Annotated in this window: 16 protein-coding genes; 11 read left to right on the top strand and 5 right to left on the bottom strand. The window is 61.7% G+C overall.

Features of this window, described 5'->3' with window-relative positions; translation table 11 throughout:
• Nucleotides 1–195 precede the first annotated feature (195 nt).
• From AB1286_RS27475 to AB1286_RS27450, 6 genes are read left to right on the top strand one after another with little or no spacing between them, the layout of a single operon-like run.
• Nucleotides 196–1,581, top strand: coding sequence for an L-serine ammonia-lyase (locus AB1286_RS27475; RefSeq protein WP_430366363.1), 1,386 nt, complete (start codon nt 196–198; stop codon nt 1,579–1,581).
• Between the two features lie 43 nt (nt 1,582–1,624).
• On the top strand, nt 1,625–2,869 hold the full coding sequence (locus AB1286_RS27470; RefSeq protein WP_430366362.1) for a sarcosine oxidase subunit beta family protein: 1,245 nt from the start codon (nt 1,625–1,627) through the stop codon (nt 2,867–2,869).
• Between the two features lie 22 nt (nt 2,870–2,891).
• The gene (locus AB1286_RS27465; protein WP_430366361.1) at nt 2,892–3,185 is read left to right on the top strand and encodes a sarcosine oxidase subunit delta; all 294 of its coding nucleotides are present in this window, start codon (nt 2,892–2,894) and stop codon (nt 3,183–3,185) included.
• A 1-nt stretch (nt 3,186) separates the two neighbouring features.
• Nucleotides 3,187–6,213, top strand: a complete 3,027-nt coding sequence (locus tag AB1286_RS27460; protein ID WP_430366360.1) for a sarcosine oxidase subunit alpha family protein — start codon at nt 3,187–3,189, stop codon at nt 6,211–6,213.
• A complete protein-coding gene (locus tag AB1286_RS27455) occupies nt 6,203–6,829 on the top strand; it encodes a sarcosine oxidase subunit gamma (RefSeq protein WP_430366359.1) in 627 nt (208 codons plus the stop codon). Before AB1286_RS27460 ends, AB1286_RS27455 begins: the two co-directional genes overlap by 11 nt.
• On the top strand, nt 6,826–7,299 hold the full coding sequence (locus AB1286_RS27450; protein WP_430366358.1) for a dihydroneopterin aldolase: 474 nt from the start codon (nt 6,826–6,828) through the stop codon (nt 7,297–7,299). The genes AB1286_RS27455 and AB1286_RS27450 overlap by 4 nt, the downstream gene beginning before the upstream one ends.
• 63 nt (nt 7,300–7,362) lie before the next feature.
• On the opposite strand, the gene AB1286_RS27445 is transcribed toward AB1286_RS27450, so the two are convergent.
• The 4 genes from AB1286_RS27445 to AB1286_RS27430 all read right to left on the bottom strand — a co-directional run bounded on the left by AB1286_RS27445 (nt 7,363) and on the right by AB1286_RS27430 (nt 13,522).
• On the bottom strand, nt 7,363–8,214 hold the full coding sequence (locus AB1286_RS27445) for an RHS repeat-associated core domain-containing protein (RefSeq protein ID WP_430366357.1): 852 nt from the start codon (nt 8,212–8,214) through the stop codon (nt 7,363–7,365).
• 239 nt (nt 8,215–8,453) lie between these two features.
• Nucleotides 8,454–10,634 (bottom strand): M1 family metallopeptidase, encoded by a 2,181-nt coding sequence (locus AB1286_RS27440; protein ID WP_430366356.1) that lies wholly within the window; start codon nt 10,632–10,634, stop codon nt 8,454–8,456.
• A gap of 545 nt (nt 10,635–11,179) precedes the next feature.
• Nucleotides 11,180–12,322 carry an MFS transporter gene (locus AB1286_RS27435; RefSeq protein ID WP_430367339.1) on the bottom strand — a complete coding sequence of 381 codons (1,143 nt, stop codon included), beginning with the start codon at nt 12,320–12,322 and terminating at the stop codon, nt 11,180–11,182.
• A gap of 195 nt (nt 12,323–12,517) precedes the next feature.
• Nucleotides 12,518–13,522: a diguanylate cyclase gene (locus tag AB1286_RS27430; RefSeq protein ID WP_430366355.1), complete on the bottom strand. Its 1,005-nt coding sequence runs from the start codon at nt 13,520–13,522 to the stop codon at nt 12,518–12,520.
• A gap of 215 nt (nt 13,523–13,737) precedes the next feature.
• Here AB1286_RS27430 and AB1286_RS27425 point away from each other — a divergent pair, with 215 nt between their 5' ends.
• Nucleotides 13,738–13,980 carry a hypothetical protein gene (locus AB1286_RS27425; protein ID WP_430366354.1) on the top strand — a complete coding sequence of 81 codons (243 nt, stop codon included), beginning with the start codon at nt 13,738–13,740 and terminating at the stop codon, nt 13,978–13,980.
• Between the two features lie 120 nt (nt 13,981–14,100).
• Nucleotides 14,101–15,090 carry an aldo/keto reductase gene (locus tag AB1286_RS27420; RefSeq protein WP_430366353.1) on the top strand — a complete coding sequence of 330 codons (990 nt, stop codon included), beginning with the start codon at nt 14,101–14,103 and terminating at the stop codon, nt 15,088–15,090.
• 21 nt (nt 15,091–15,111) lie between these two features.
• Here AB1286_RS27420 and AB1286_RS27415 read toward each other — a convergent pair whose 3' ends face one another.
• Nucleotides 15,112–16,092 (bottom strand): AraC family transcriptional regulator N-terminal domain-containing protein, encoded by a 981-nt coding sequence (locus AB1286_RS27415; RefSeq protein WP_430366352.1) that lies wholly within the window; start codon nt 16,090–16,092, stop codon nt 15,112–15,114.
• Between the two features lie 190 nt (nt 16,093–16,282).
• Between AB1286_RS27415 and AB1286_RS27410 the strand changes: the two genes are divergently transcribed.
• Genes AB1286_RS27410 through AB1286_RS27400 form a run of 3 tightly spaced genes read left to right on the top strand, consistent with a single transcriptional unit; the run spans nt 16,283 to nt 20,044 of the window.
• Nucleotides 16,283–17,335, top strand: coding sequence for an NAD(P)-dependent alcohol dehydrogenase (locus AB1286_RS27410; RefSeq protein WP_430366351.1), 1,053 nt, complete (start codon nt 16,283–16,285; stop codon nt 17,333–17,335).
• Between the two features lie 11 nt (nt 17,336–17,346).
• Nucleotides 17,347–17,802 carry a (2Fe-2S)-binding protein gene (locus AB1286_RS27405; RefSeq protein ID WP_430366350.1) on the top strand — a complete coding sequence of 152 codons (456 nt, stop codon included), beginning with the start codon at nt 17,347–17,349 and terminating at the stop codon, nt 17,800–17,802.
• A gap of 1 nt (nt 17,803) precedes the next feature.
• Entirely contained in the window at nt 17,804–20,044 is a 2,241-nt protein-coding gene (locus tag AB1286_RS27400; protein ID WP_430366349.1) for a molybdopterin cofactor-binding domain-containing protein, read from the top strand.
• The last annotated feature ends 94 nt before the right edge of the window (nt 20,045–20,138 follow it).

The following is a 20,138-nucleotide window of genomic DNA, read 5'->3' as shown; positions in this document are numbered from 1 at the left end:
CGCCGATTGCTCCGCTTAGCGTTTGTGGTTTTCCGTCGCCGATCATCGCTGAAACGCCCGCAGCGGCAGGCCCCAGCGAGGTTTGGCGACGGCATCCCAGCGCGATGCCGTTTTTGTTCTATCGGCGGATTTTACGCTTTGGTGTACTGGCGTCCATAGCATTCCTCCATTCGAACCCAACGCGAGGCAGTCCCTATGAACGTTAGCGTCTTCGATCTGTTCAAGATCGGCATCGGCCCGTCGAGCTCGCATACGGTCGGGCCGATGATCGCTGCATGCCGCTTCGTATCGCACGTCGAGGATGCCAACCTGCTCACCTACGTGCGCCAAGTCAAGGTCGAGCTGTACGGCTCGCTTGGCGCGACGGGTAAGGGGCACGGCACCGATAAGGCCGTATTGCTCGGCCTTGAAGGCCATCTTCCCGACTCGATCGACCCCGATCTGATCGAACCTCGGCTGGCCGCGATCCGGTCGGATAAAAAGCTGCGGCTCATGGGCGGGACCGAAATCCGCTTCGACGAGAAAGACGATCTGGCCTTCTACCGCCGGATGATGAGCGGCACGAGCGTCGTGCACCCGAACGGGATGCGCTTTCAGGCGTTCGACGAAAACGGCCAGTTGCTCGTCGAGAAGGAGTATTACTCCGTGGGCGGCGGCTTCGTCGTGAATCGGGACGGCGATCGGGTGAACGGCGTGCGCGCCGGCGCCGAAGTGCCCCATCCGTTTCGCACGGGGGCCGACTTGATGCGTGCATGCCTGGAGAGCGGGTTGTCGATCGCTCGCGTCGCTTTCGAGAACGAATGCGCCTCGCGTTCGCCCGCCGAGGTACGGGAAGGACTCCTGACGATTTGGCGCACGATGGCAGGCTCTGTCGAGCGCGGCTGCCGTACCGAGGGCGAACTGCCCGGCCCGATGCGCGTGAAGCGCCGTGCGGCCGAGCTCTCGAAGCACTTGCGCGCGCGTTCCGAAGAGTCGCTGCGCGATCCGCTCTCGATGCTCGATTGGGTCAACCTCTACGCCATGGCCGTGAATGAGGAGAACGCGGCGGGCGGGCGAGTCGTCACCGCGCCGACCAACGGCGCCGCCGGCGTCATTCCTGCCGTGCTGCACTACTACGTCAAGTTCGTGCCGGGCGCGAACGACGACGGCATCGTCGATTTTCTGCTGACGGCCGCCGCGATCGGCATCATCTACAAAGAGACGGCGTCGATTTCGGGTGCCGAAGTGGGCTGCCAGGGCGAGGTGGGCGTCGCCTGCTCGATGGCGGCCGCGGCGCTCGCAGCCGTCATGGGCGGCACGCCGCAACAGGTGGAGAACGCCGCCGAAATCGGCATGGAACACAACCTCGGCATGACCTGCGATCCCGTCGGCGGGCTCGTGCAGATCCCGTGCATCGAGCGCAACGCGATGGGTGCGATCAAGGCGCTGAACGCGTCGCGCATGGCGCTCAAAGGCGACGGGCAGCATTACGTTTCGCTCGATTCCGTCATCAAGACGATGCGCGAGACGGGCGCCGACATGAAGACCAAATACAAGGAGACGTCGCGCGGCGGGTTGGCCGTGAACGTCATCGAATGCTAAGACAAACCTCATCAAAGCCAATCTTCCCTTCGAGACCACCGCTATGAGCCGCTTTTCGATATTCAGTTTGGTGCGCAACGGATTGTCGTACCACGAAAACTGGGAGCGCCAGTGGCGCAGTCCCGAACCTAAACGAGAGTACGACGTCGTCATCGTCGGCGGCGGCGGGCACGGCCTCGCCACGGCCTACTACTTGGCGAAAGAGCATGGCGTGCGCAACATCGCGGTGCTCGAAAAAGGATGGATCGGCGGCGGCAATACGGCTCGCAATACGACGATCATCCGCTCGAACTACCTGTGGGACGAATCGGCGGCCCTTTACGAAAAAGCGATGAAGCTTTGGGAAGGGCTCTCGCAAGACGTCAACTACAACGTGATGTTCAGCCAGCGCGGCGTGATGAATCTCGCGCATACGCTGCAAGACGTGCGCGATACGATGCGACGCGTCAACGCGAACCGGCTCAACGGCGTCGATGCCGAATTCTTGACACCCGAGCAAATCAAGGAAATCGAGCCGACGATCAACTTGAACGCGCGCTACCCGGTCCTCGGCGCATCGTTCCAGCGGCGCGGCGGCGTGGCTCGCCACGATGCGGTGGCTTGGGGCTTCGCGCGCGGCGCAGATGCGCACGGCGTAGACATCATTCAGAACTGCCAAGTCACGGGCATCCGTCGCAACGGGGGCGCCGTGGTGGGCGTCGAAACCGTGAAGGGCTTCATCAAGGCAAAGAAGGTCGCGGTCGTCGCGGCCGGCAACACGACGACGCTGGCGGATATGGCCGGCGTGCGTCTGCCGCTCGAAAGCCATCCGTTGCAAGCGCTGGTGTCGGAGCCGATCAAGCCCGTTGTGAATACGGTCGTGATGTCCAACGCGGTCCACGCCTATATCAGCCAATCCGATAAAGGCGACCTGGTTATCGGGGCCGGCATCGATCAATACACGGGTTTCGGCCAGCGCGGCAGCTTTCACGTGATCGAGGGCACGCTACAGGCGATCGTCGAGATGTTCCCGGTCTTCTCGCGCGTACGCATGAACCGGCAGTGGGGCGGCATCGTCGACGTATCGCCCGATGCGTGCCCGATCATCAGCAAGACCGACGTGAAGGGCTTGTACTTCAACTGCGGCTGGGGTACGGGCGGCTTCAAGGCGACGCCCGGATCGGGCTGGGCGTTCGCGCACACGATCGCAAACGACGAACCTCACCCGCTGAACGCCCCGTTCTCGCTCGATCGCTTCTACACGGGCCACCTCATCGACGAACACGGCGCCGCCGCCGTCGCGCACTAATGCACGCACTTTGGAGACTGACATGCTGACGATCGAATGCCCTTGGTGCGGGCCACGCGCCGAAAGCGAATTTTCATGCGGGGGCGAGGCCGATATCGCTCGCCCGCTCGAGCCCGAGAAACTGAGCGATCGCGAGTGGGGCGAGTACCTTTTCATGCGCAAGAACCCGCGCGGCGTCCATCGCGAGCAGTGGTTGCATACGCAGGGTTGCCGCCGTTGGTTCATGGCAACGCGCGATACGGTGTCGTACGCGTTCCAAAGCTATGAAACGTTCGGCGGCGCGGCTTCGCCCAAGCGCACCCAAGGAGAGAAGTGACATGAGCAATCAAAAAGATCGCCTGGGCTCGGGCGGGCGGATCAATCGTGCGATCCCGCTCACATTTACGTTCAACGGGCGCACCTACCAAGGCTATCAAGGCGATACGCTTGCCTCGGCGCTGCTCGCCAACGGCGTGCATTTCGTGGCGCGTAGCTGGAAATATCACCGGCCGCGCGGCGTGATGACGGCCGGCGTCGAAGAGCCGAACGCGATCGTTCAACTCGAAGGCGGGGCGTACAGCGTACCCAACGCGCGCGCGACCGAAGTCGAACTTTATCAAGGCCTCGTGGCCACGAGCGTGAATGCCGAGCCGTCGATCGAAAACGATCGGCTCGCCGTCAATCAAAAGATCGCGCGTTTCATTCCCGCCGGCTTCTATTACAAGACGTTCATGTGGCCGCGGAAATGGTGGCCGAAGTACGAAGAGAAGATCCGCGAGGCAGCCGGGCTCGGCAAGGCCCCCGATACGCGCGACGCCGATCGTTACGACAAATGCTTCGCGCATTGCGACGTGCTCGTCGTCGGTGGCGGTCCGGCCGGGTTGGCCGCGGCTTATGCGGCCGGAAGCGCGGGCGCGCGCGTGATCCTGGTCGACGATCAACGCGAATTGGGCGGCTCGCTGCTCTCGTGCCGTGCGCAAATCGACGGCAAGAATGCGATGCAATGGGTCGAGAAGATCGAGCATGCGCTCTCGCAGATGCCGGAGGTGAAGATCCTCTCGCGCAGCACGGCGTTCGGCTACCAAGACCATAACCTCGTCACGGTGGTGCAACGCTTGACCGACCACCTGCCCGTGTCGATGCGTAAGGGCACGCGCGAACTCGTCTGGAAGATTCGCGCCAAACGCGTGATTTTGGCGACGGGCGCTCACGAACGGCCGCTTGTTTTCGGCAACAACGATCTGCCCGGGATCATGATGGCATCGGCCGTATCGACGTACATCCAGCGTTACGGCGTGTTGCCGGGGCACGAAGCCGTCGTCTTCACGAACAATGACGACGGTTATCAAAGCGCGCTCGATTTGAAAGCCTGCGGCGCGAAGGTCACCGTCGTCGATCCGCGCGCGCAAACCGATGGCTCGCTGCCCGCGGCGGCGCGCCGGCATGGCGTCGTGGTCATGAACGGCGCGGTGATCAATCAGGCTCGCGGCAAGTGGCGCGTGTCGTCGGTGGAGGTGGCGTCCTTCGCCAAAGGCGCGCTGGGCGCGCCGCTCGCTACGTTGTCATGCGATCTCGTCGCCATGTCGGGGGGATGGAGCCCCGTGTTGCACTTGTTCGCTCAATCGGGCGGCAAGGCGCATTGGCATGACGAAAAGGCCTGCTTCGTGCCCGGCAAGGGCATGCAGCCCGAAGTGAGCGTGGGGGCGGCAGCGGGCGAGTTCAGCTTGGCGCGCGGCTTGCGCTTGGCGCTCGACGCCGGCGTCGAAGCCGTCCATTCGCTCGGAATGAAAGCGGCCTCGCGGCCCGCTTCGCCGCAAGTGGCCGATATCAAGGAGTCGCCGCTCATGCCTCTGTGGCTGGTCGGCACGCATGAACGCGCGGCGCGCGGACCGAAGCAATTCGTCGATTTCCAAAACGACGTATCGGCCGCCGATATCTTGCTGGCCGCACGCGAGGGCTTCGAATCGGTCGAACACGTGAAGCGGTATACGGCCATGGGCTTCGGGACGGATCAGGGCAAGCTCGGCAACATCAACGGCATGGCGATCCTCGCTCAGGCGCTCGGCAAGACGATTCCCGAGACGGGCACGACGACGTTCCGGCCGAACTACACGCCCGTGACCTTCGGCGCGATCGCGGGGCGCGAGATCGGCGATTTCATCGATCCGATCCGCAAGACGTGTGTCCACGAATGGCATGTGGAACACGGCGCCTTGTTCGAGGACGTCGGAAACTGGAAGCGCCCGTGGTACTTCCCGCAGGGCAGCGAGGACTTGCACGCCGCCGTCGCCCGCGAATGCTTGGCGGTGCGTACCAGCGTGGGGATCATGGATGCCTCGACGCTCGGCAAGATCGACGTGCAAGGACCCGACGCGGCCAAGCTGCTGAATTGGGTCTATACGAACCCGTGGTCGAAATTGGAAGTCGGCAAGTGCCGCTACGGCCTCATGCTCGACGAGAACGGCATGGTTTTCGACGACGGCGTGACGGTGCGCCTCGGCGAGCAGCATTACCTCATGTCGACGACGACGGGCGGAGCGGCCCGCGTCTTGACCTGGCTCGAACGTTGGCTGCAAACGGAATGGCCCGATATGAAGGTGCGGTTGACCTCGGTGACCGATCACTTCGCGACGTTCGCGGTGGTGGGACCGAATAGCCGCAAGGTCTTGCGCAAGGTGTGCCGCGACATCGACTTCTCGAACGAGGCATTCCCGTTCATGACGTTCCGTGAAGGCAACGTGGCCGAAGTCAGTGCGCGCATCATGCGGATCAGTTTCTCGGGCGAGCTGGCCTATGAAGTGAATGTCCCGGCCAACGCTGGCCGTGCGGTGTGGGAAGCGTTGATGGCCGCGGGCGAGGAGTTCGACATTACGCCCTACGGTACGGAAACGATGCACGTGCTGCGTGCCGAGAAGGGGTACATCATCGTCGGCCAGGATACGGACGGTTCGATGACGCCCATCGACTTGGGCATGGGCGGTCTCGTGGCGAAAACGAAGGATTGCCTCGGCAAGCGCTCGTTGACACGCTCCGATACCGCGAAGGAAGGGCGCAAGCAATTGGTGGGGCTGTTGACCGACGACCCGTCGTACGTCTTACCGGAAGGCAGTCAAATTCTGGCGCAAGGCGCGAGCGGCCCAGCCAAAGATCAAGTCGCGGACACGCCTGTGCCGATGTTGGGGCATGTCACGTCCAGCTACTACAGCCCGATCCTGAAGCGTTCGATTGCGATGGCCGTAGTCAAGGGCGGCCTCGGCAAAATGGGCCAAAAGGTATCGGTGGATTTGAACGGAAAAGCGATGGCTGCGACGATTGCGAGCCCCGTCTTCTACGACGTCGAAGGAGTGCGTCAGAATGTGGAATGAGAATAGAACGAGTGCGCTTGCAACGGGCGCCGGCGCACAGCTCGAATCGCCGCTCATCGGCGCCCAGGCATTGCTCGATGCGAATCTCGCGCAACAATCGAAACGCTTTCGACTGCGCGAGCGAGCGTTCCTCGAACTCGTCAACGTGCGGGGCGATGCACGCGACGGCGCTTTTGCCGCCGCGGTGCAAAGCGTGATCGGCATGCATTTGCCGGCCGCGCCGAATACGCTGGCGCGCGGCGGCGAGTACGAGGCGCTGTGGCTCGGCCCGGACGAGTGGCTCGTGCGCTCCAACGAAGCGCGCACGCCCGAACTCGAGGGTAAATTGCGCACGGCATTGGGTGCGCTGTTCGCTTCCGTCGTCGACGTCGGCAGCGGATACACCGTGCTGGAGGCGAGCGGCGAATGCGTGCGCGACGTCCTCGCGCGCGGGTGCCCGCTCGATTTGCATCCGACCGTGCTGAAGCAGGGGCAGTGCGCGCAGAGCCACTTTTTCAAGGCATCGATCGTTCTGATTCCGACGCACGACGATACATTCGAGATCATCGTGCGCCGCAGCTACGCCGATTATTTTTGCCGCATCATGCTTGACGCGGCGGCGCCGATCGTATCGTGAAGCCGAGCGAGCCGTTTGCCGTGCAGGAAGGGCTTTGGCGCTCGGCTGAGACGTCCATCCGCGGTGGGCGCGGATGGACGGTCTTCGTCGATGGGCTCGAAGCGTTGACGCGGGTAGGCATTCATCCGCACGAGCACCTGGCGCCGCAGCCGGTCGTCATCGATGCGCGGCTAGGTTACCGGTGCGCGCCGGCGGAAACCGATGCGCATGAATGGATCGATTACGAACGGTACTGCGAACGACTGTCGCAATTTCTCGAAACGAAGCCTCACACTCGCTTGCTGGAAACGTTGGCGGTCGAGCTCGCGGTGCGTTCGTTCGAAGACTTTGGCGCGCTCGATACGATTACGCTCACGTTGCACAAGCCTAAGATTCGGCCGGGAACGCAACGGATCGGTATCGAGCTGAATTGGACTCGCGCCGATTACGAACTCCATGCGGGCCGCTGCTCCCATCCTGCTCGTCCTTGAATAGCGCGGCCGGTTAGGCGTCGAACCCTTTGTGAAGGTGACCGGCCTCGTCGATTCGACTGATCACACGTCGCTCACATCCACGGCGAAATAGGGGGCCATCCGCTTCCAATCGGCTTGTGCCGGGCGCCCGGACGTTTTGGATGCATATCTGCGAATCTGGGTGCGTAGTGATTCATACTTAGGAGAGCCGAGGTAGCGTTTAAGCTCGGATTCGTTGTAGCCCAGTAAGGTCGTTATCGATCTGACCTGGCCAGGAAATTGCCTTTGTAGCGCTTTGACAACCCCGGCCGCCCTTGCGCGCACTTCTTTTCGTCTACCAGCTATTTCAGGCTTGGCATCGTTGAGTACCTGCTTAAACGTTGAAATTGGATGTACGTTTGCGTCAGGCGGATGAACGTTGCCGGTCTGCGGATGCATGCCGGGCGCGGGCTCCGCGATAGGAGACGTCGCGGCGCCGACAGCATGATGCGCACCGATGGCCCCCGACCCCGATGGGACGCCGCTTTGAGGGCTGACGTTAGCCGAAGCGTGAGTGGCAGCGGCGTCTGTCATGTCGACTCCCTGCCGATGCGAGGATCCAAACGTTCCGGCGTTAGGCATCGGATCGGTTTTCGGTGCTGCTTTCGGTGCTGCTTGACGCGCGTCCATCTCCTCTAGCGCGCTCATTGTTTCCTCGGCCGTCAGTCCATAGATGCTGAACATATGCCCAGTCGGATCGATACGGTTGATTGGATCGTCCGCGCAATATGAATAGGGATGAATGCCGCCGACGCCGAACGGACTCTCGCTATCGAGTGCGTTAAAGCGCATGAGCGAAGGCAGAAACCAGCGATAACCGCTTCCCAACGGATAAGCGCATGTGACGACGTCTTCGTATTCGCCGGTGAAACCGATCGAGATAGCGTGGTACATACCTGGGTTGTCCGCGAGTTCCGTTGGATCTGGGCTAGGCCTTTTTCTCGCGAAAGCGTAGCGAATTTCGACGGCTCGAATGCTATTTTTATAGCCGGATTGGGACTGAGAAGAGGCGTTGTAACGCGGTGAATTTACTTAGTGGGACACCGTCGCGCCGGACGATGCGGCGCGTGCCACGTGCTGAGCGGTTGCCTCAAGCATGCGTCACGCGCCAGATTGTTACCGAAACACTCCGGTCAGTTCGACTTCGGTTTGCTCTGTGCCTTCAACTGACCTTGGTAGAACGGCATCCGCCGCTCGAACGATTGCTGCGGAGTGCGCTCGATGAGCATCATCCGAGCCGCGACGTTCGGTGCAAGCGAGAGCGAATCGATGCTCTTCTCGCGAGACGGATCGGCGAGACCCGCGCCTACGAGTAGGTGCGCCTCGAGCTTCAGGTTCGTCAACCTCGGCGGATCTTGGAGCGCCCCACTTTGCGTAAACAACTCGCTCCAAGCATTGTCGCCGTAGTTCACGACGTAGTAGTCCTGTCCGCTCGGATCGGCGAGCACGGCGCCGCAGCCGGCGAGCCGTACTTGCATCGACGTATCCGACATCGCAATCGTCTTCCGGTTATTGAAATTGAAGCCGTAAGCCAGCGTGACCGGGATTGTCCATTGCGTGCCTGGATACGCGTTCTGATTCGGGAACGCCTGCTGCTTGAGCGTTACGACCGTTTGATCGTTCGTCAGATCGCATTGGGTCTCCAGCGATACGAGCGGTACCCCCGTTTGACGCACGAAGCTGTCGCCGATCGCATTCATCGGCTGGCCGCTGGCGCGGGCGAGTTCGTCCCAGAGTCGCTTAGGCGTGGCATTGCCGAATGAATAGTCGGTCAAGTACTGCTGCAACCCTTTTCGCATGACGTCTTCGCCCAGGTAGCCCTCGATCATCTTGAGGACCTGACCGCCCTTGTCATAGACGAACGATGCGGCGTTGATGACGAAATCGTTCGATGCCCATGCATTGAAGTTCGGTTGAACCGGGTACGACGAGGACGATAGGTCGCCCGCGATGACCGCGTACTTGTTCTTGACCTGACCCGCGAGACTAAAGCGGTCGGGGAAGAACGCGATCTTCGTTTTGTTTTCGAAGAACGTCGCGAACGATTCGTTGAGCCAAACGTCGTCCCACCAGTCGAGCGTGACGAGATCGCCGAACCATTGGTGCGCGGCTTCATGCGTGAGCACGGTGACGCCGTAGTTCGACATCGTCGTGCCGGGTGGCGGCAGGATGTCGTCGGCGAACTCAAGTATGGCGCCCCAATTTTCCATACCGCCGAAGTTCAGGTCCTTTTCGGCTTTGAACGCGTCGTTGGCCGCGATCGTATCGAATTTCTTCAGCGGCAACGGGATGCCCGTGTAGCGATAGTAGAAATCGAGCGCTTGCTTAGTTTCTTCCATGGCCGGCTTGGCCCATTCGCTCATGCCGGGCGGCGTGAAGACGCGCAGATGCAGTCCTTTGCCGTCGGGTAGCGGGCTCGAGAAGTCGTCCTCGAACGTATCGAACTGGCCGCCGCCGAAGAACAGCAGATATGAGGGCATCGGCGGCGTCTTCTCGAAGCTCACGCGTTTATAGCCTTGATCGACGTTGACTTCGTCTTTCTCCGCGGCATTCGAGACCACGCGCCAATTTTGCGGAACGTCGGCGCTAACCTCGTAGGTCGGCCGAAATGCCGGCTCGTCCCAACCCGGGAACCATTGGCGAGCGAGATCGGATTCGCCTTGCGTCAAGATCGCGCCGCTCGTCTTCCCTTCGGGCGATTTCAGATCGACTCGGAACACGCCCTCTGCGGCGGAGCAGCCCGGGTAATTGTCGTTGCCGCAGCTACCGCCCGTTTTCGTCGCCGGGTCGTCGTAGGTCTTGAAGTTGATGATGCCTTTCCATTCCATGTGCAGCGAATAGGTGCCCGGGGCGATCTGGCCGCTTTGCGGGCGCAGCTGATAGTAGTCGCCCTCGTCCTGCGGGTTGGCGATCAGCGGTATGTTCCCGGGCTGGAGCGTCAGGTTCCCGTTGACGAACGTCAGACGGTGCGCGGCCACGACAATAGAATCGACCGGCTTGAGCACCTTGATTTCGACGTCGGCGCGGCCGTCGAATGCATTGAGCGCGGGGTTCGGGCGGAACCATAGCTTGTAGTTCACAGGCACCACGGTGTCGGGCATTTCCACCGGCGGCACGGTTTTATCGATGCCCGGCGTGGCGGCAGCCGGCGCCGCCGGGGCGGGCGCGGCCGCCGCCGGTGACGCAGACGGCGACGCGGCGGCACCGGCGCGGCTTCCCGCCGACGAACCTCCGTCTCCGCCGCCGCAGCCCGCCAGCACAATGGCTGCGGCCAACGAAATGCAGTTCAATTTCGTATTGAATGGAAAGCGCATTTTCAACCCTCTAATGGGAATGTTTCGTTCACTTGCGGGACGAACGTTATTTCCAGCTATCTCGAAGAAAAGCAAAGTAAATCTATCGCGCGCAATGAAGGCGTGCGAATTCGTGACGCGCGTTATTCGAGGCGTATATTTCAGCGTTCAAGAAAAACGCGCTTCTAGTTAGGAATGCTAAGCAAAATACGGGATCGAAAAGACAGTCATGGACAGGCCTGTCTTTCGAGAGTTCGCCGGTGAACTCTCGGACGTCATCCTGCTTTCGCGCGACGTGTCCGGATTGTTTGACGGCGATGCGAGAGAGATTAGGTGGGCAAGGCTCGCCGTGTCAACTTCATTTCTATTTTTTATTTTTTGCGAAATCTTGAAACGTTTTTCCTACGGTCTTTAGTAGATTGGTCTGTATATTTTTTATGGTAATTGATTCCGAGTGGAGTTAAATATGTGAAATATTGACTGAATGCCGAGAATGAATGCGTTGTCGAAATTCGGCAAGACACGGATTACCTTCGGCGGATGTCATGGCGTCGAGGGGAACCGACTCAATCGAGCGCATGGCCTTTGCGTTCGGAGACCAGGAAAATCGTAGCCGCGATGTCGAGCACGTAGAGTGCGGCGAGTGTCGATATTGCGACGGGATAGGAGTAGCGGCTCGCGATGGCGCCGACAACCAGCGGGCCAAGGCCGCCGACCGCACGCCCCGCGTTCCACAAGACGTTTTGTGCAGTGGCGCGTGCGCGAGTGGGATAGAGTTCCGAGAGCAGCGCGCCATAGCCGCCGACCATCCCGTTGACGAACGCGCCCATGACCGCGCCGGCCCAAAGCATCGAAGCGGGCTGGGTCAGCCGTGCATAAAGGACAACCGTTACCGCCGCGCCGATTTGATAGAGGACGAACGTGGGCTTGCGGCCCACTCGATCGGCGAGCTGGCCGAAGCACCAGACGCCGGCCATCATGCCTAGAACGGTGACCGCCGTCCACATCCCCGAGCGCGTCAACGAGAAGCCGAGCTTCGCGCAGAGAAACGTCGGCATCCAGATCATGATGCCGTAGTAGCCGAAGTTCTGAATCGAGCAGAGCACGAACAACGCGGCGCTCGATTTAATCGAGTGGGCATCGCCGAATAGCGCTTTAATTCGCTCGGCGAACCCGATCCGCTCCGGCGTTCGTCGAACGAACGTTTCCGGCTCGCTCAGTGTGCGTCGCATTACAAAGGCTACGAGAGCGGGCGCCAGGCCGAGGGCGAACATGCCGCGCCAACCCAAGAACGGAAGCAGAAGCGGTGTGAGTAGCGCCGCGCCGAGCACGCCGGCTTGCCACCCGAGTGCAACGTAAGAGGAAAAGCGCGCACGCTCTCGAGGAGGACACGCTTCGGCGGCCAACGCCATACCGATTCCGAACTCTCCGCCGAGGCCGACACCGGCCATCGTTCGATAAAAGAGCAGATCGGAAAAACCTCGCGCAACCGCACATAGACCCGTGAATAGCGCAAAGACCGCAATCGTCCAAGTTAATACGCGCACGCGGCCGAAGCGATCGCTGAGCAGACCAAAGCCGATGCCCCCGACAACGGCGCCGACGAGCGTCCATGTGACGAGCGCGCCCGCTTGTTCGGGCGATAGATGCAGTGCTGCCCGAATGGCGGGCAGCATGAATCCGAGGATCAGCAAATCGAAGCCGTCCATCGCGTAGCCGAGCGCGGACCCAAGCAGCGCCTTGCGTGCGTAAGAGGACGATGCGGGAGCTGCGAGCGGGGAATCGGCTACGGGCGGTTGGACTTGTGCTTGCACGGTGCGCTTCGTGAAAATAAAAATCGGCCTGGCGCTCGGCAAGGGCGCCGGGCGGCCGATAGTTTACTTCGTTCGCACCGTCGAGACCCGCTATTGCGCCGGGACTAGCGCACTCGCTTCGGATCGGACGCTCTTTTCGCGCACCGCCCGTTTGTTCGCATACATCGCACGATCGGCGATATCGATCAGTTCGGCGATCGACGTGTCGTCGTTCGTGTCGCAGGGCGCGTATCCCACGCTGAATTTCAGGTCGTAGCCGCGCCGACCGTCGCGGTTGTAGCGGGCCACGCCCAGGCGAACGCGATCGATGATTTGCGCTTCGTCGCCGGCCTGAGCGCCCGCGACCAGCGCCACGAACTCGTCTCCGCCAAGGCGGGCCAGCACGTCGGTTTCGCGCATCGCGCCGCGCAATACCCCGGCAAAGCCGACGATGGCTCGATCGCCTTCGGCGTGGCCATAGACGTCGTTGATCTGCTTGAAGCCGTTTAGATCGAAGTAAAGCAACGATGCGCGCGAGCGAGCCCGCTTGGTGAGTGCCAGTACGTGATGACCCAGCGCCTCGAAACCGCGGCGATTGGAAAGCCCGGTCAGATCGTCCGTGGCCGCGAGCTGCAAGACTTCGAGTTCGCGCTCGGCGATACGAGCGAGATCCCGTAGCAAGTCGCGCTCGGTCGCATCGAGCTTACGAGGCTTCGTATCCACGAGGCAAAAGGCGCCCACTCGAAGGTTCTTGTTCAAGGTGAGCGGACTTCCTGCATAAAACCGTACGCCGAGATCGCCGGTGACGATAGGGCTGTCGGCGAAGCGTGGGTCCAATTGCGCGTCTTCGACGACGAGCAAATCGTCGTCGAGAATCGTATGCGCGCAGAACGAGATGTCGCGGGGCGTTTCGTCGACCGAAAGCCCGATGCACGATTTAAACCACTGTCGATCGGTATCGACGAGCGAGACGGTGGAAATGGGGACGTCGAATAGGCGCCTGGCCAACCGCGTCAATCGATCGAATCGCTCGTCCGGAGGCGTGTCGAGAATATCCAACGATCGCAACAGGGCGATTCGAGCGGCTTCGTTCGACGCATGAGCAGGGGGGGACATATTGCTCCTATCGCTCCATATGATTGTTCAGGTGCGGTCCGCGCGGCGCACCATTTTCAGTTCGTACAGGATAAGGCGCTCGCTCGCGCGGCGATCGAGCGAATAAGGCAATCATTCGGTCCCGTTTCGCGGCATTGGATGTGGCCCCGGCCGGCCCGGCAGCGTTGGGTACGAACGTTGCAATAGTCGGAGCAATACGTTCGAAAGGAGCCGCAATGAAGAAAATCGTCGCTTGCGTTACCGTTCTCGCGCTTGGCTTGTGTGCCGGTCAAGTTCAAGCAAAGGGATGTATGAAGGGCGCCGTGGTGGGCGGCGCGGTAGGCCATGTCGCCGGCAAACACGGTGTGGCGGGCGCTGCCGCGGGCTGCGCGATCGGCCATCATGAAGCGGCTAAAAAGGCCCGCGCCGCGAGCGAAGCCGCCGCGCAGCAACCCGCGCCCGCCTCCGCATCGAAATAGTCGTAAGCGCAGCTCGCCGTTGCGGGCCAGGGGTGGCCCGCGCGCCCCGAACGCATCGTTTCGGCAGAGGGATTATGCTTTCGCTTTGGCCGTCTAAGGCGGCGTGCTTGGGAGAAAGCGATGCAATACCGTAAGTTCGGCGCAACCGGTTTGAGCGTGTCGCGCGCCTGCCTCGGGACGATGACGTTCGGATATCAGATCGACGAAGCCACCTCGGTCCGAATCATGGATGCCGCTGCCGAGGCCGGCGTGACGTTCATCGATACGGCGAACGTCTATCCGCTCGGAGGCGGGGAGACGCGCGTGGGGGTTACGGAGGAAATCGTCGGCCGGTGGCTCAAGGGCAAGCGGCACGGCTTTGTGCTCGCAACGAAGGCCGTCGGCAAAATGGGTCCTTCGCCTTGGGACCAAGGGGCTTCCCGAAAACACCTGCTAGACGCGATCGACGCCTCGCTGCGCCGGCTCGGCACCGACTACGTCGATCTGTACCAGTTGCATTCGGACGATCGAGAGACCGCGTTCGACGAAACACTCGAGGCGCTCGACGTCATCGTCCGCTCGGGCCGCGCGCGCTACGTGGGCGTGTCGAATTTCCTCGCTTATCGTCTGGCAAAAGCGCTCGGGCGGGCCGATGCATTGCGCACGGTCCGCTTCACGTCGGTTCAGCCGCGCTATAACTTGCTCTTTCGTCAGATCGAACGCGAACTGCTGCCGCTTGCCGAGGAAGAACGTTTGGCAGTCCTACCTTATAACCCGCTCGCGGGCGGGTTGCTGACGGGCAAGCACCGGCGCGACACGCCGCCGCCGGAAGGGCGTTTCACGGTCGGCACCGCCGGGCAGTTGTACCAGGACCGTTATTGGCACGAGCGCGAGTTCGAGACGATCGAAGCGTTGAAAAAGCTGACGACCGACGCGGGCGTGTCGCTCTCGACACTCGCCGTCGCTTGGGTGCTGGCCAATCCTGCTGTAACGTCGGCGATCCTTGGCGCCAGCCGCCCCGAGCAATTGGCCGATACTTTGGCCGCCGTCGATTTCGTGCTGGATCCGCAGCTCAAGGCGCAACTCGACGCGTTGACGCACCCGTACCGTTTCGGGGATGCCACCCGCTAGTCGGTGCAGCGCGAGCGCGGCTCAGTCCGCGGTGACGAAGCAGGACTGGCCGCGCTTCGCATATTGCGGCTTCGCATTCATGCTCGGCTCGCCTCCGGTGCGCATGCGCTTTACGTCGTCAGCCGGGCTCGTGCCGAAGAGTCGCTTGAATTCGCGGCTGAACTGCGACGCGCTTTCGTAGCCCACGCGCGTGGCGGCCGCACTGACGTTCAGCCGGTCCTGAACCATCAGTAAACGCGCGTGGTGTAGACGCGTCGTCTTGACGTATTGCATCGGCGAGGTTTCGGTCACGGCTTTGAATTGCGCGTGAAACACGGCCAAGCTCATTCCGGCTTCGCGCGCGAGCGTGGGGACGTCGAGGTTACCCGCGAAATCCTGGTGTATGCGCCGCAAGGCTTTCGCGATCCTGCCGAAATGGTCTTGCTGGGTCAGCGCCGCCCGAATCATGTCGCCTTGCGATCCCGTGAGCACGCGGTAGCAAATCTCGCGAACGATCGCCGGGCCGAGAATGCGGGCATCGTGCTGCGACGATAGCGATTCGAGAAGCCGCAGCACGGCGTCGCTTAGCGTCGCATCGAGCGGTGTGGCGTAGACGGCTCGCGGTTCGCTATCGATGGGCCCGCGCGTATCGTTGAGCATCATCAACAGTTCGGCCACGACGGCAAGATCCACGCGGATCGAAATGGCCAGCATCGGCTCGTTAGGCGTGGCTTCGGTTTCGCACTCGAACGGCAGGGGCACGGCGAGCACGAGATAGTGCTGCGCGTCGTAGGTGAAGGCTTGGCTGCCGAGAAAGCCGCGTTTGCGGCCTTGCGCCACGATCACGATCGACGGTTCGTACATCACCGGCACGCGCGGGATCGAGACATTCGTGCGCATGAACTTTACGCCGTCGAGCGCGGAATGCGTGTACCCCTCGTCGGGGGCGAGCTTGCCGAGCAAGTGCACCATGCGCGCCTGAGCAGGGCCGGCGAAACTAGGAGGCGGGGCTTGAAGGGACATGGCGGCGGAGCATAAGCGTTAGGAGAATCAGGCTGAAAATATAGCGCCGATTTTGCTTTCCCGCCGGGGCTCAAGAGAAAAAGGCAAGCGTTCGATAGATTCAGGCATTGGCTTGCGGGCACGCCGCTTCCTACTATTTGCCCCTGCGAAGCTCCATGTCGGAGCGCGCATTTTGCAGGAGCGAACCCCCATGTACAAGACTCACGGATACGCAGCGCACGACGCCAACTCTCCTCTTGCCGCATTCGATATCGAGCGCCGGGACGTGCGCGATCACGACGTGCAAATCGAAGTGCTGTTTTGCGGCGTCTGCCACTCGGACCTGCATCAAGCTCGCAACGAATGGCGCAATACGGTCTATCCCGTCGTGCCCGGACATGAGATCGTCGGCCGCGTAACGAAGGTCGGCGCCGGCGTCACGCGCTATAAGAGCGGCGACTTGGTCGGCGTGGGCTGCCTCGTCGATTCGTGCCGCACCTGCGCAAGCTGTGCCGAAGGCCTCGAGCAATACTGCGAAAACGGCTTCGTCGGCACTTATAACGGCGTCGACCGCGTCAGCGGCGAGATCACGTACGGCGGCTATTCCACCAGCGTGGTCGTCGATGAGGCGTTCGTATTGAGCGTGCCGGACAATTTGGATGCGGCTGGAGCCGCGCCGCTACTTTGCGCCGGAATTACGACTTATTCGCCCCTGCGCCAATGGGGAGCCGGCCCAGGCAAAAAGGTCGGTATCGTCGGTTTGGGCGGTCTTGGGCATATGGGCGTGAAATTGGCGCGTGCAATGGGCGCGCATGTCGTGCTATTTACGACCTCTCCTTCGAAAGTCGAAGATGCAAAGCGTTTGGGTGCTCACGAAGTCGTGATTTCCAAAGATTCGGCCCAAATGGAGGCCCACTCGAATAGTTTCGATTTCATCCTCAATACGGTGGCGGCCCAGCACGACTTGAATCCGTTCATCCAACTGCTCAAGCGCGATGCGACGATGACGCTGGTCGGCGCGCCCGAGCACGACCATCCGTCGCCGCAAGTCTTCAACCTGATCTTCAAGCGGCGTCGTCTGGCCGGCTCGCTGATCGGCGGTATTGCCGAAACGCAAGAGATGCTCGATTTCTGCGGTCAGCACGGGATTACCTCGGATATCGAAATCATTCCCATGCAAAGCATCAACCAAGCTTACGACAGAATGTTGAAGAGCGATGTAAAGTACCGCTTCGTAATCGACCTCAATTCGCTTAGGCAATAGCCGGAGGGCTCATGACGACGCTGACGATCAATGGAAAAACCCATGTAGTGGATGCGCCTGACGATATGCCGTTGCTTTGGGTAATACGGGATCTCGTAGGATTGACGGGCACTAAATTCGGTTGCGGAATTGCGCAATGCGGCGCTTGCACGATTCATTTGGATGGCGCGGCCGTTCGCTCATGTGTTTTGCCGGTTTCGGCTGTCGTCGGCAAAAAGATCACGACGATCGAAGCGGTCGGCGAAACGCCGGCCGGCCGCAAGGTCCAAGCGGCGTGGACCGAACTCGACGTCGTGCAATGCGGGTATTGTCAGTCCGGGCAGGTGATGTCGGCCGCATCGCTGCTCGCGACAAACCCGCATCCGAGCGATGCCGATATCGATGAGGCGATGTCGGGCAACATCTGCCGGTGCGGGACCTATAACCGTATTCGCGCGGCGATCAAACATGCCGCCGGGGAGGCATGACATGTCGCAAGGTCTCCTCGAAGCCGGGCGCGTGAGCGCGCCTTCAAAGGCCGGCGTATCGCGCCGCACGTTCCTCAAATATGGCATCACGGTCGGCGCTGCCGCGGGCGGCGGGTTGCTGCTCGGTTTCAGTGTGCCGGCCTCGGCGAAAGGCGGCAATCGGGTTGGCGTACCGATCGGCGATGCCCAGCCATTGCCGCGCACCGGTGTGCTCGAGCCGAATGCGTTCATTCGAATCGACCGCCAGGGCGGCGTGACGCTCATCATGCCCAAGGTCGAAATGGGGCAGGGCGTCTATACGGCGATTCCCATGCTGATCGCCGAGGAGTTGGAGGTGCCGCTGCAAAGCGTAGCGCTCGATCATGCGCCGCCCAATGCGAAGCTGTACGGCGATCCGTTGCTCGGCGGCGGGCAAGTCACGGGCGGCTCGACTTCGATCCGCTACGCGTGGCAGCCGATGAGAGAGGCGGGCGCGACCGCGCGCGAACTGCTCGTCGCCAGCGCGGCGCAGCATTGGAAAGTCGATGCCGCGACGTGCCGAGCGGAGCAAGGCTACGTCGTGCACGTTTCGTCGGGGCGTCGTATCGGCTATGGCGAGCTCGTCGATACGGCAGCGAAGATGCCGGTGCCCACGGGCGTCAAGCTCAAAAGCCCTGCGCAGTTCACGCTGGTGGGCAAGCCGACCAACCGGCTCGATTCGCCGCAAAAGGTAGATGGGTCCGCTCGCTTTGGTTTGGATGCGCGGGTGCCTGGGATGCGCTACGCGGCGATCGTGCATTGTCCCGTTCTAGGCGGTACGGTTGCGAGCGTCGACGATTCGGCCGCTAAGAAGGTCAGCGGCGTTCGGCAAGTGGTCAAACTGACCAACATCGTCGCGGTGGTAGGCGACCACACCTGGGCGGCCAAGAGCGGCGCGGCGGCGCTCGACGTGAAGTGGGACGGCGGCCCGGGTGCGGCCTTGTCGACGAAGGATATCGTCGACGATCTGGCGAGCGCGGCGCAAAAGCGCGGCGCGGTCGCGCACCAGGAAGGCGACGCCGAGAAAGCGTTCGGCACGGCCAAGCAGCATATCGACTCCGTCTACGAACAGCCGTTCCTCGCCCACGCGACGATGGAGCCGATGAATTGCACGGTGCACGTGCGGCGCGACGGCTGCGATATTTGGGTGGGTACGCAGGTACCGGGATTCGCCGCTCAGGCTGCGCAAAAAGTGACGGGCCTGCCGCTCGAAAAGATCACGGTGCATAACCACTTGATCGGCGGCGGGTTCGGGCGGCGCCTCGAGGTCGACATGATCGTCCAGGCGCTCGAGATCGGAAAGCAGGTGGATGCGCCCGTCAAAGTATTTTGGACCCGCGAGGAAGACGTTCAGCACGACATGTATCGGCCGTATTACTACGATCGCATCTCGGCCGGGCTCGACGAGAGCGGACGGCCGGTCGCATGGCAGCATCGCATTGTCGGATCGTCAATCTTTGCGCGCTTCGCGCCCGGAGCGGTCGGCAACGGCGTCGATGCTGATGCCGTCGAAGTGGCCGCCGAGTTGCCTTATGCGATTCCGAATCAATGGGTGGACTACGTTCGCCAGGAACCGCGCACGGTGCCGACGGCGTTCTGGCGCGGCGTGGGTGCGACACGCGGCACCTTTGTCGTGGAGAGCTTCGTCGATGAGTTGGCGGCGCAGGCGCGGATCGATCCCGTGCAATACCGGCGCGATCTGCTCAAAGATAAAACGCCGAGTGCATTGAACGTTCTCGACGTCGCCGCGCGCGCGGCCGGTTGGGGCGAGCCCTTACCGAAAGGCGAGGGCCGGGGCGTCTCGGTCATGCATGCGTTCGGCAGCTACTTGTCGATGGTGGCTCACGTGGCTGTGGATGCTCAAGGTCAAGTCGTCGTCAAACGCGTGGTCTGTGCAGTCGATTGCGGTATGGCGGTGAATCCGAAGACGATCGAAGCGCAGATCGAAGGCGGCGTGGTGTTCGGTATCAGTGCGGCGCTTTACGGCGAGATCACGTTGAAAGACGGGCGCGTCGAACAGTCGAACTTCACCGACTATCGCGTGCTGCGGATGAATGAGGCGCCGCCGATCGAAGTGCATCTCGTTCAGAGCAGCGAAGCGCCCGGCGGGATCGGCGAGCCCGGAACCGCGGCGCTCGCGCCTGCCGTGACGAATGCGATTTATGCGGCGACGGGTACGCGCGTGCGTAAGCTGCCGGTTGGGACGCAGTTGAAGCAGGCGTGATAGTGGGGGGCGAGTCGAACTCGCCCCTAATTCGGCCCCAATGACCCTCGGTATGGAATAACGGAAACGCGTGCAGGCTGATCCAACCTACGAC

It is taken from the genome of Trinickia sp. NRRL B-1857 (assembly GCF_050470685.1).
GTDB lineage: Bacteria > Pseudomonadota > Gammaproteobacteria > Burkholderiales > Burkholderiaceae > Trinickia.
The sequence above is the reverse complement of the archived record's forward strand: the minus strand, read 5'-3'. Positions and strand labels throughout refer to the sequence as shown.

What these genes read in the sequence shown, in the direction of transcription:
- AB1286_RS27460 (WP_430366360.1), top strand. Translation starts at nt 3,187, where the DNA reads ATGAGCAATCAAAAAGATCGCCTGGGCTCGGGCGGGCGGATCAATCGT.
- AB1286_RS27445 (WP_430366357.1), bottom strand. Translation starts at nt 8,214, where the DNA reads ATGTACCACGCTATCTCGATCGGTTTCACCGGCGAATACGAAGACGTC.
- AB1286_RS27420 (WP_430366353.1), top strand. Translation starts at nt 14,101, where the DNA reads ATGCAATACCGTAAGTTCGGCGCAACCGGTTTGAGCGTGTCGCGCGCC.
- AB1286_RS27455 (WP_430366359.1), top strand. Translation starts at nt 6,203, where the DNA reads ATGTGGAATGAGAATAGAACGAGTGCGCTTGCAACGGGCGCCGGCGCA.
- AB1286_RS27430 (WP_430366355.1), bottom strand. Translation starts at nt 13,522, where the DNA reads ATGTCCCCCCCTGCTCATGCGTCGAACGAAGCCGCTCGAATCGCCCTG.
- AB1286_RS27410 (WP_430366351.1), top strand. Translation starts at nt 16,283, where the DNA reads ATGTACAAGACTCACGGATACGCAGCGCACGACGCCAACTCTCCTCTT.
- AB1286_RS27415 (WP_430366352.1), bottom strand. Translation starts at nt 16,092, where the DNA reads ATGTCCCTTCAAGCCCCGCCTCCTAGTTTCGCCGGCCCTGCTCAGGCG.
- AB1286_RS27475 (WP_430366363.1), top strand. Translation starts at nt 196, where the DNA reads ATGAACGTTAGCGTCTTCGATCTGTTCAAGATCGGCATCGGCCCGTCG.
- AB1286_RS27465 (WP_430366361.1), top strand. Translation starts at nt 2,892, where the DNA reads ATGCTGACGATCGAATGCCCTTGGTGCGGGCCACGCGCCGAAAGCGAA.
- AB1286_RS27470 (WP_430366362.1), top strand. Translation starts at nt 1,625, where the DNA reads ATGAGCCGCTTTTCGATATTCAGTTTGGTGCGCAACGGATTGTCGTAC.
- AB1286_RS27435 (WP_430367339.1), bottom strand. Translation starts at nt 12,322, where the DNA reads ATGGACGGCTTCGATTTGCTGATCCTCGGATTCATGCTGCCCGCCATT.
- AB1286_RS27405 (WP_430366350.1), top strand. Translation starts at nt 17,347, where the DNA reads ATGACGACGCTGACGATCAATGGAAAAACCCATGTAGTGGATGCGCCT.
- AB1286_RS27400 (WP_430366349.1), top strand. Translation starts at nt 17,804, where the DNA reads ATGTCGCAAGGTCTCCTCGAAGCCGGGCGCGTGAGCGCGCCTTCAAAG.
- AB1286_RS27425 (WP_430366354.1), top strand. Translation starts at nt 13,738, where the DNA reads ATGAAGAAAATCGTCGCTTGCGTTACCGTTCTCGCGCTTGGCTTGTGT.
- AB1286_RS27440 (WP_430366356.1), bottom strand. Translation starts at nt 10,634, where the DNA reads ATGCGCTTTCCATTCAATACGAAATTGAACTGCATTTCGTTGGCCGCA.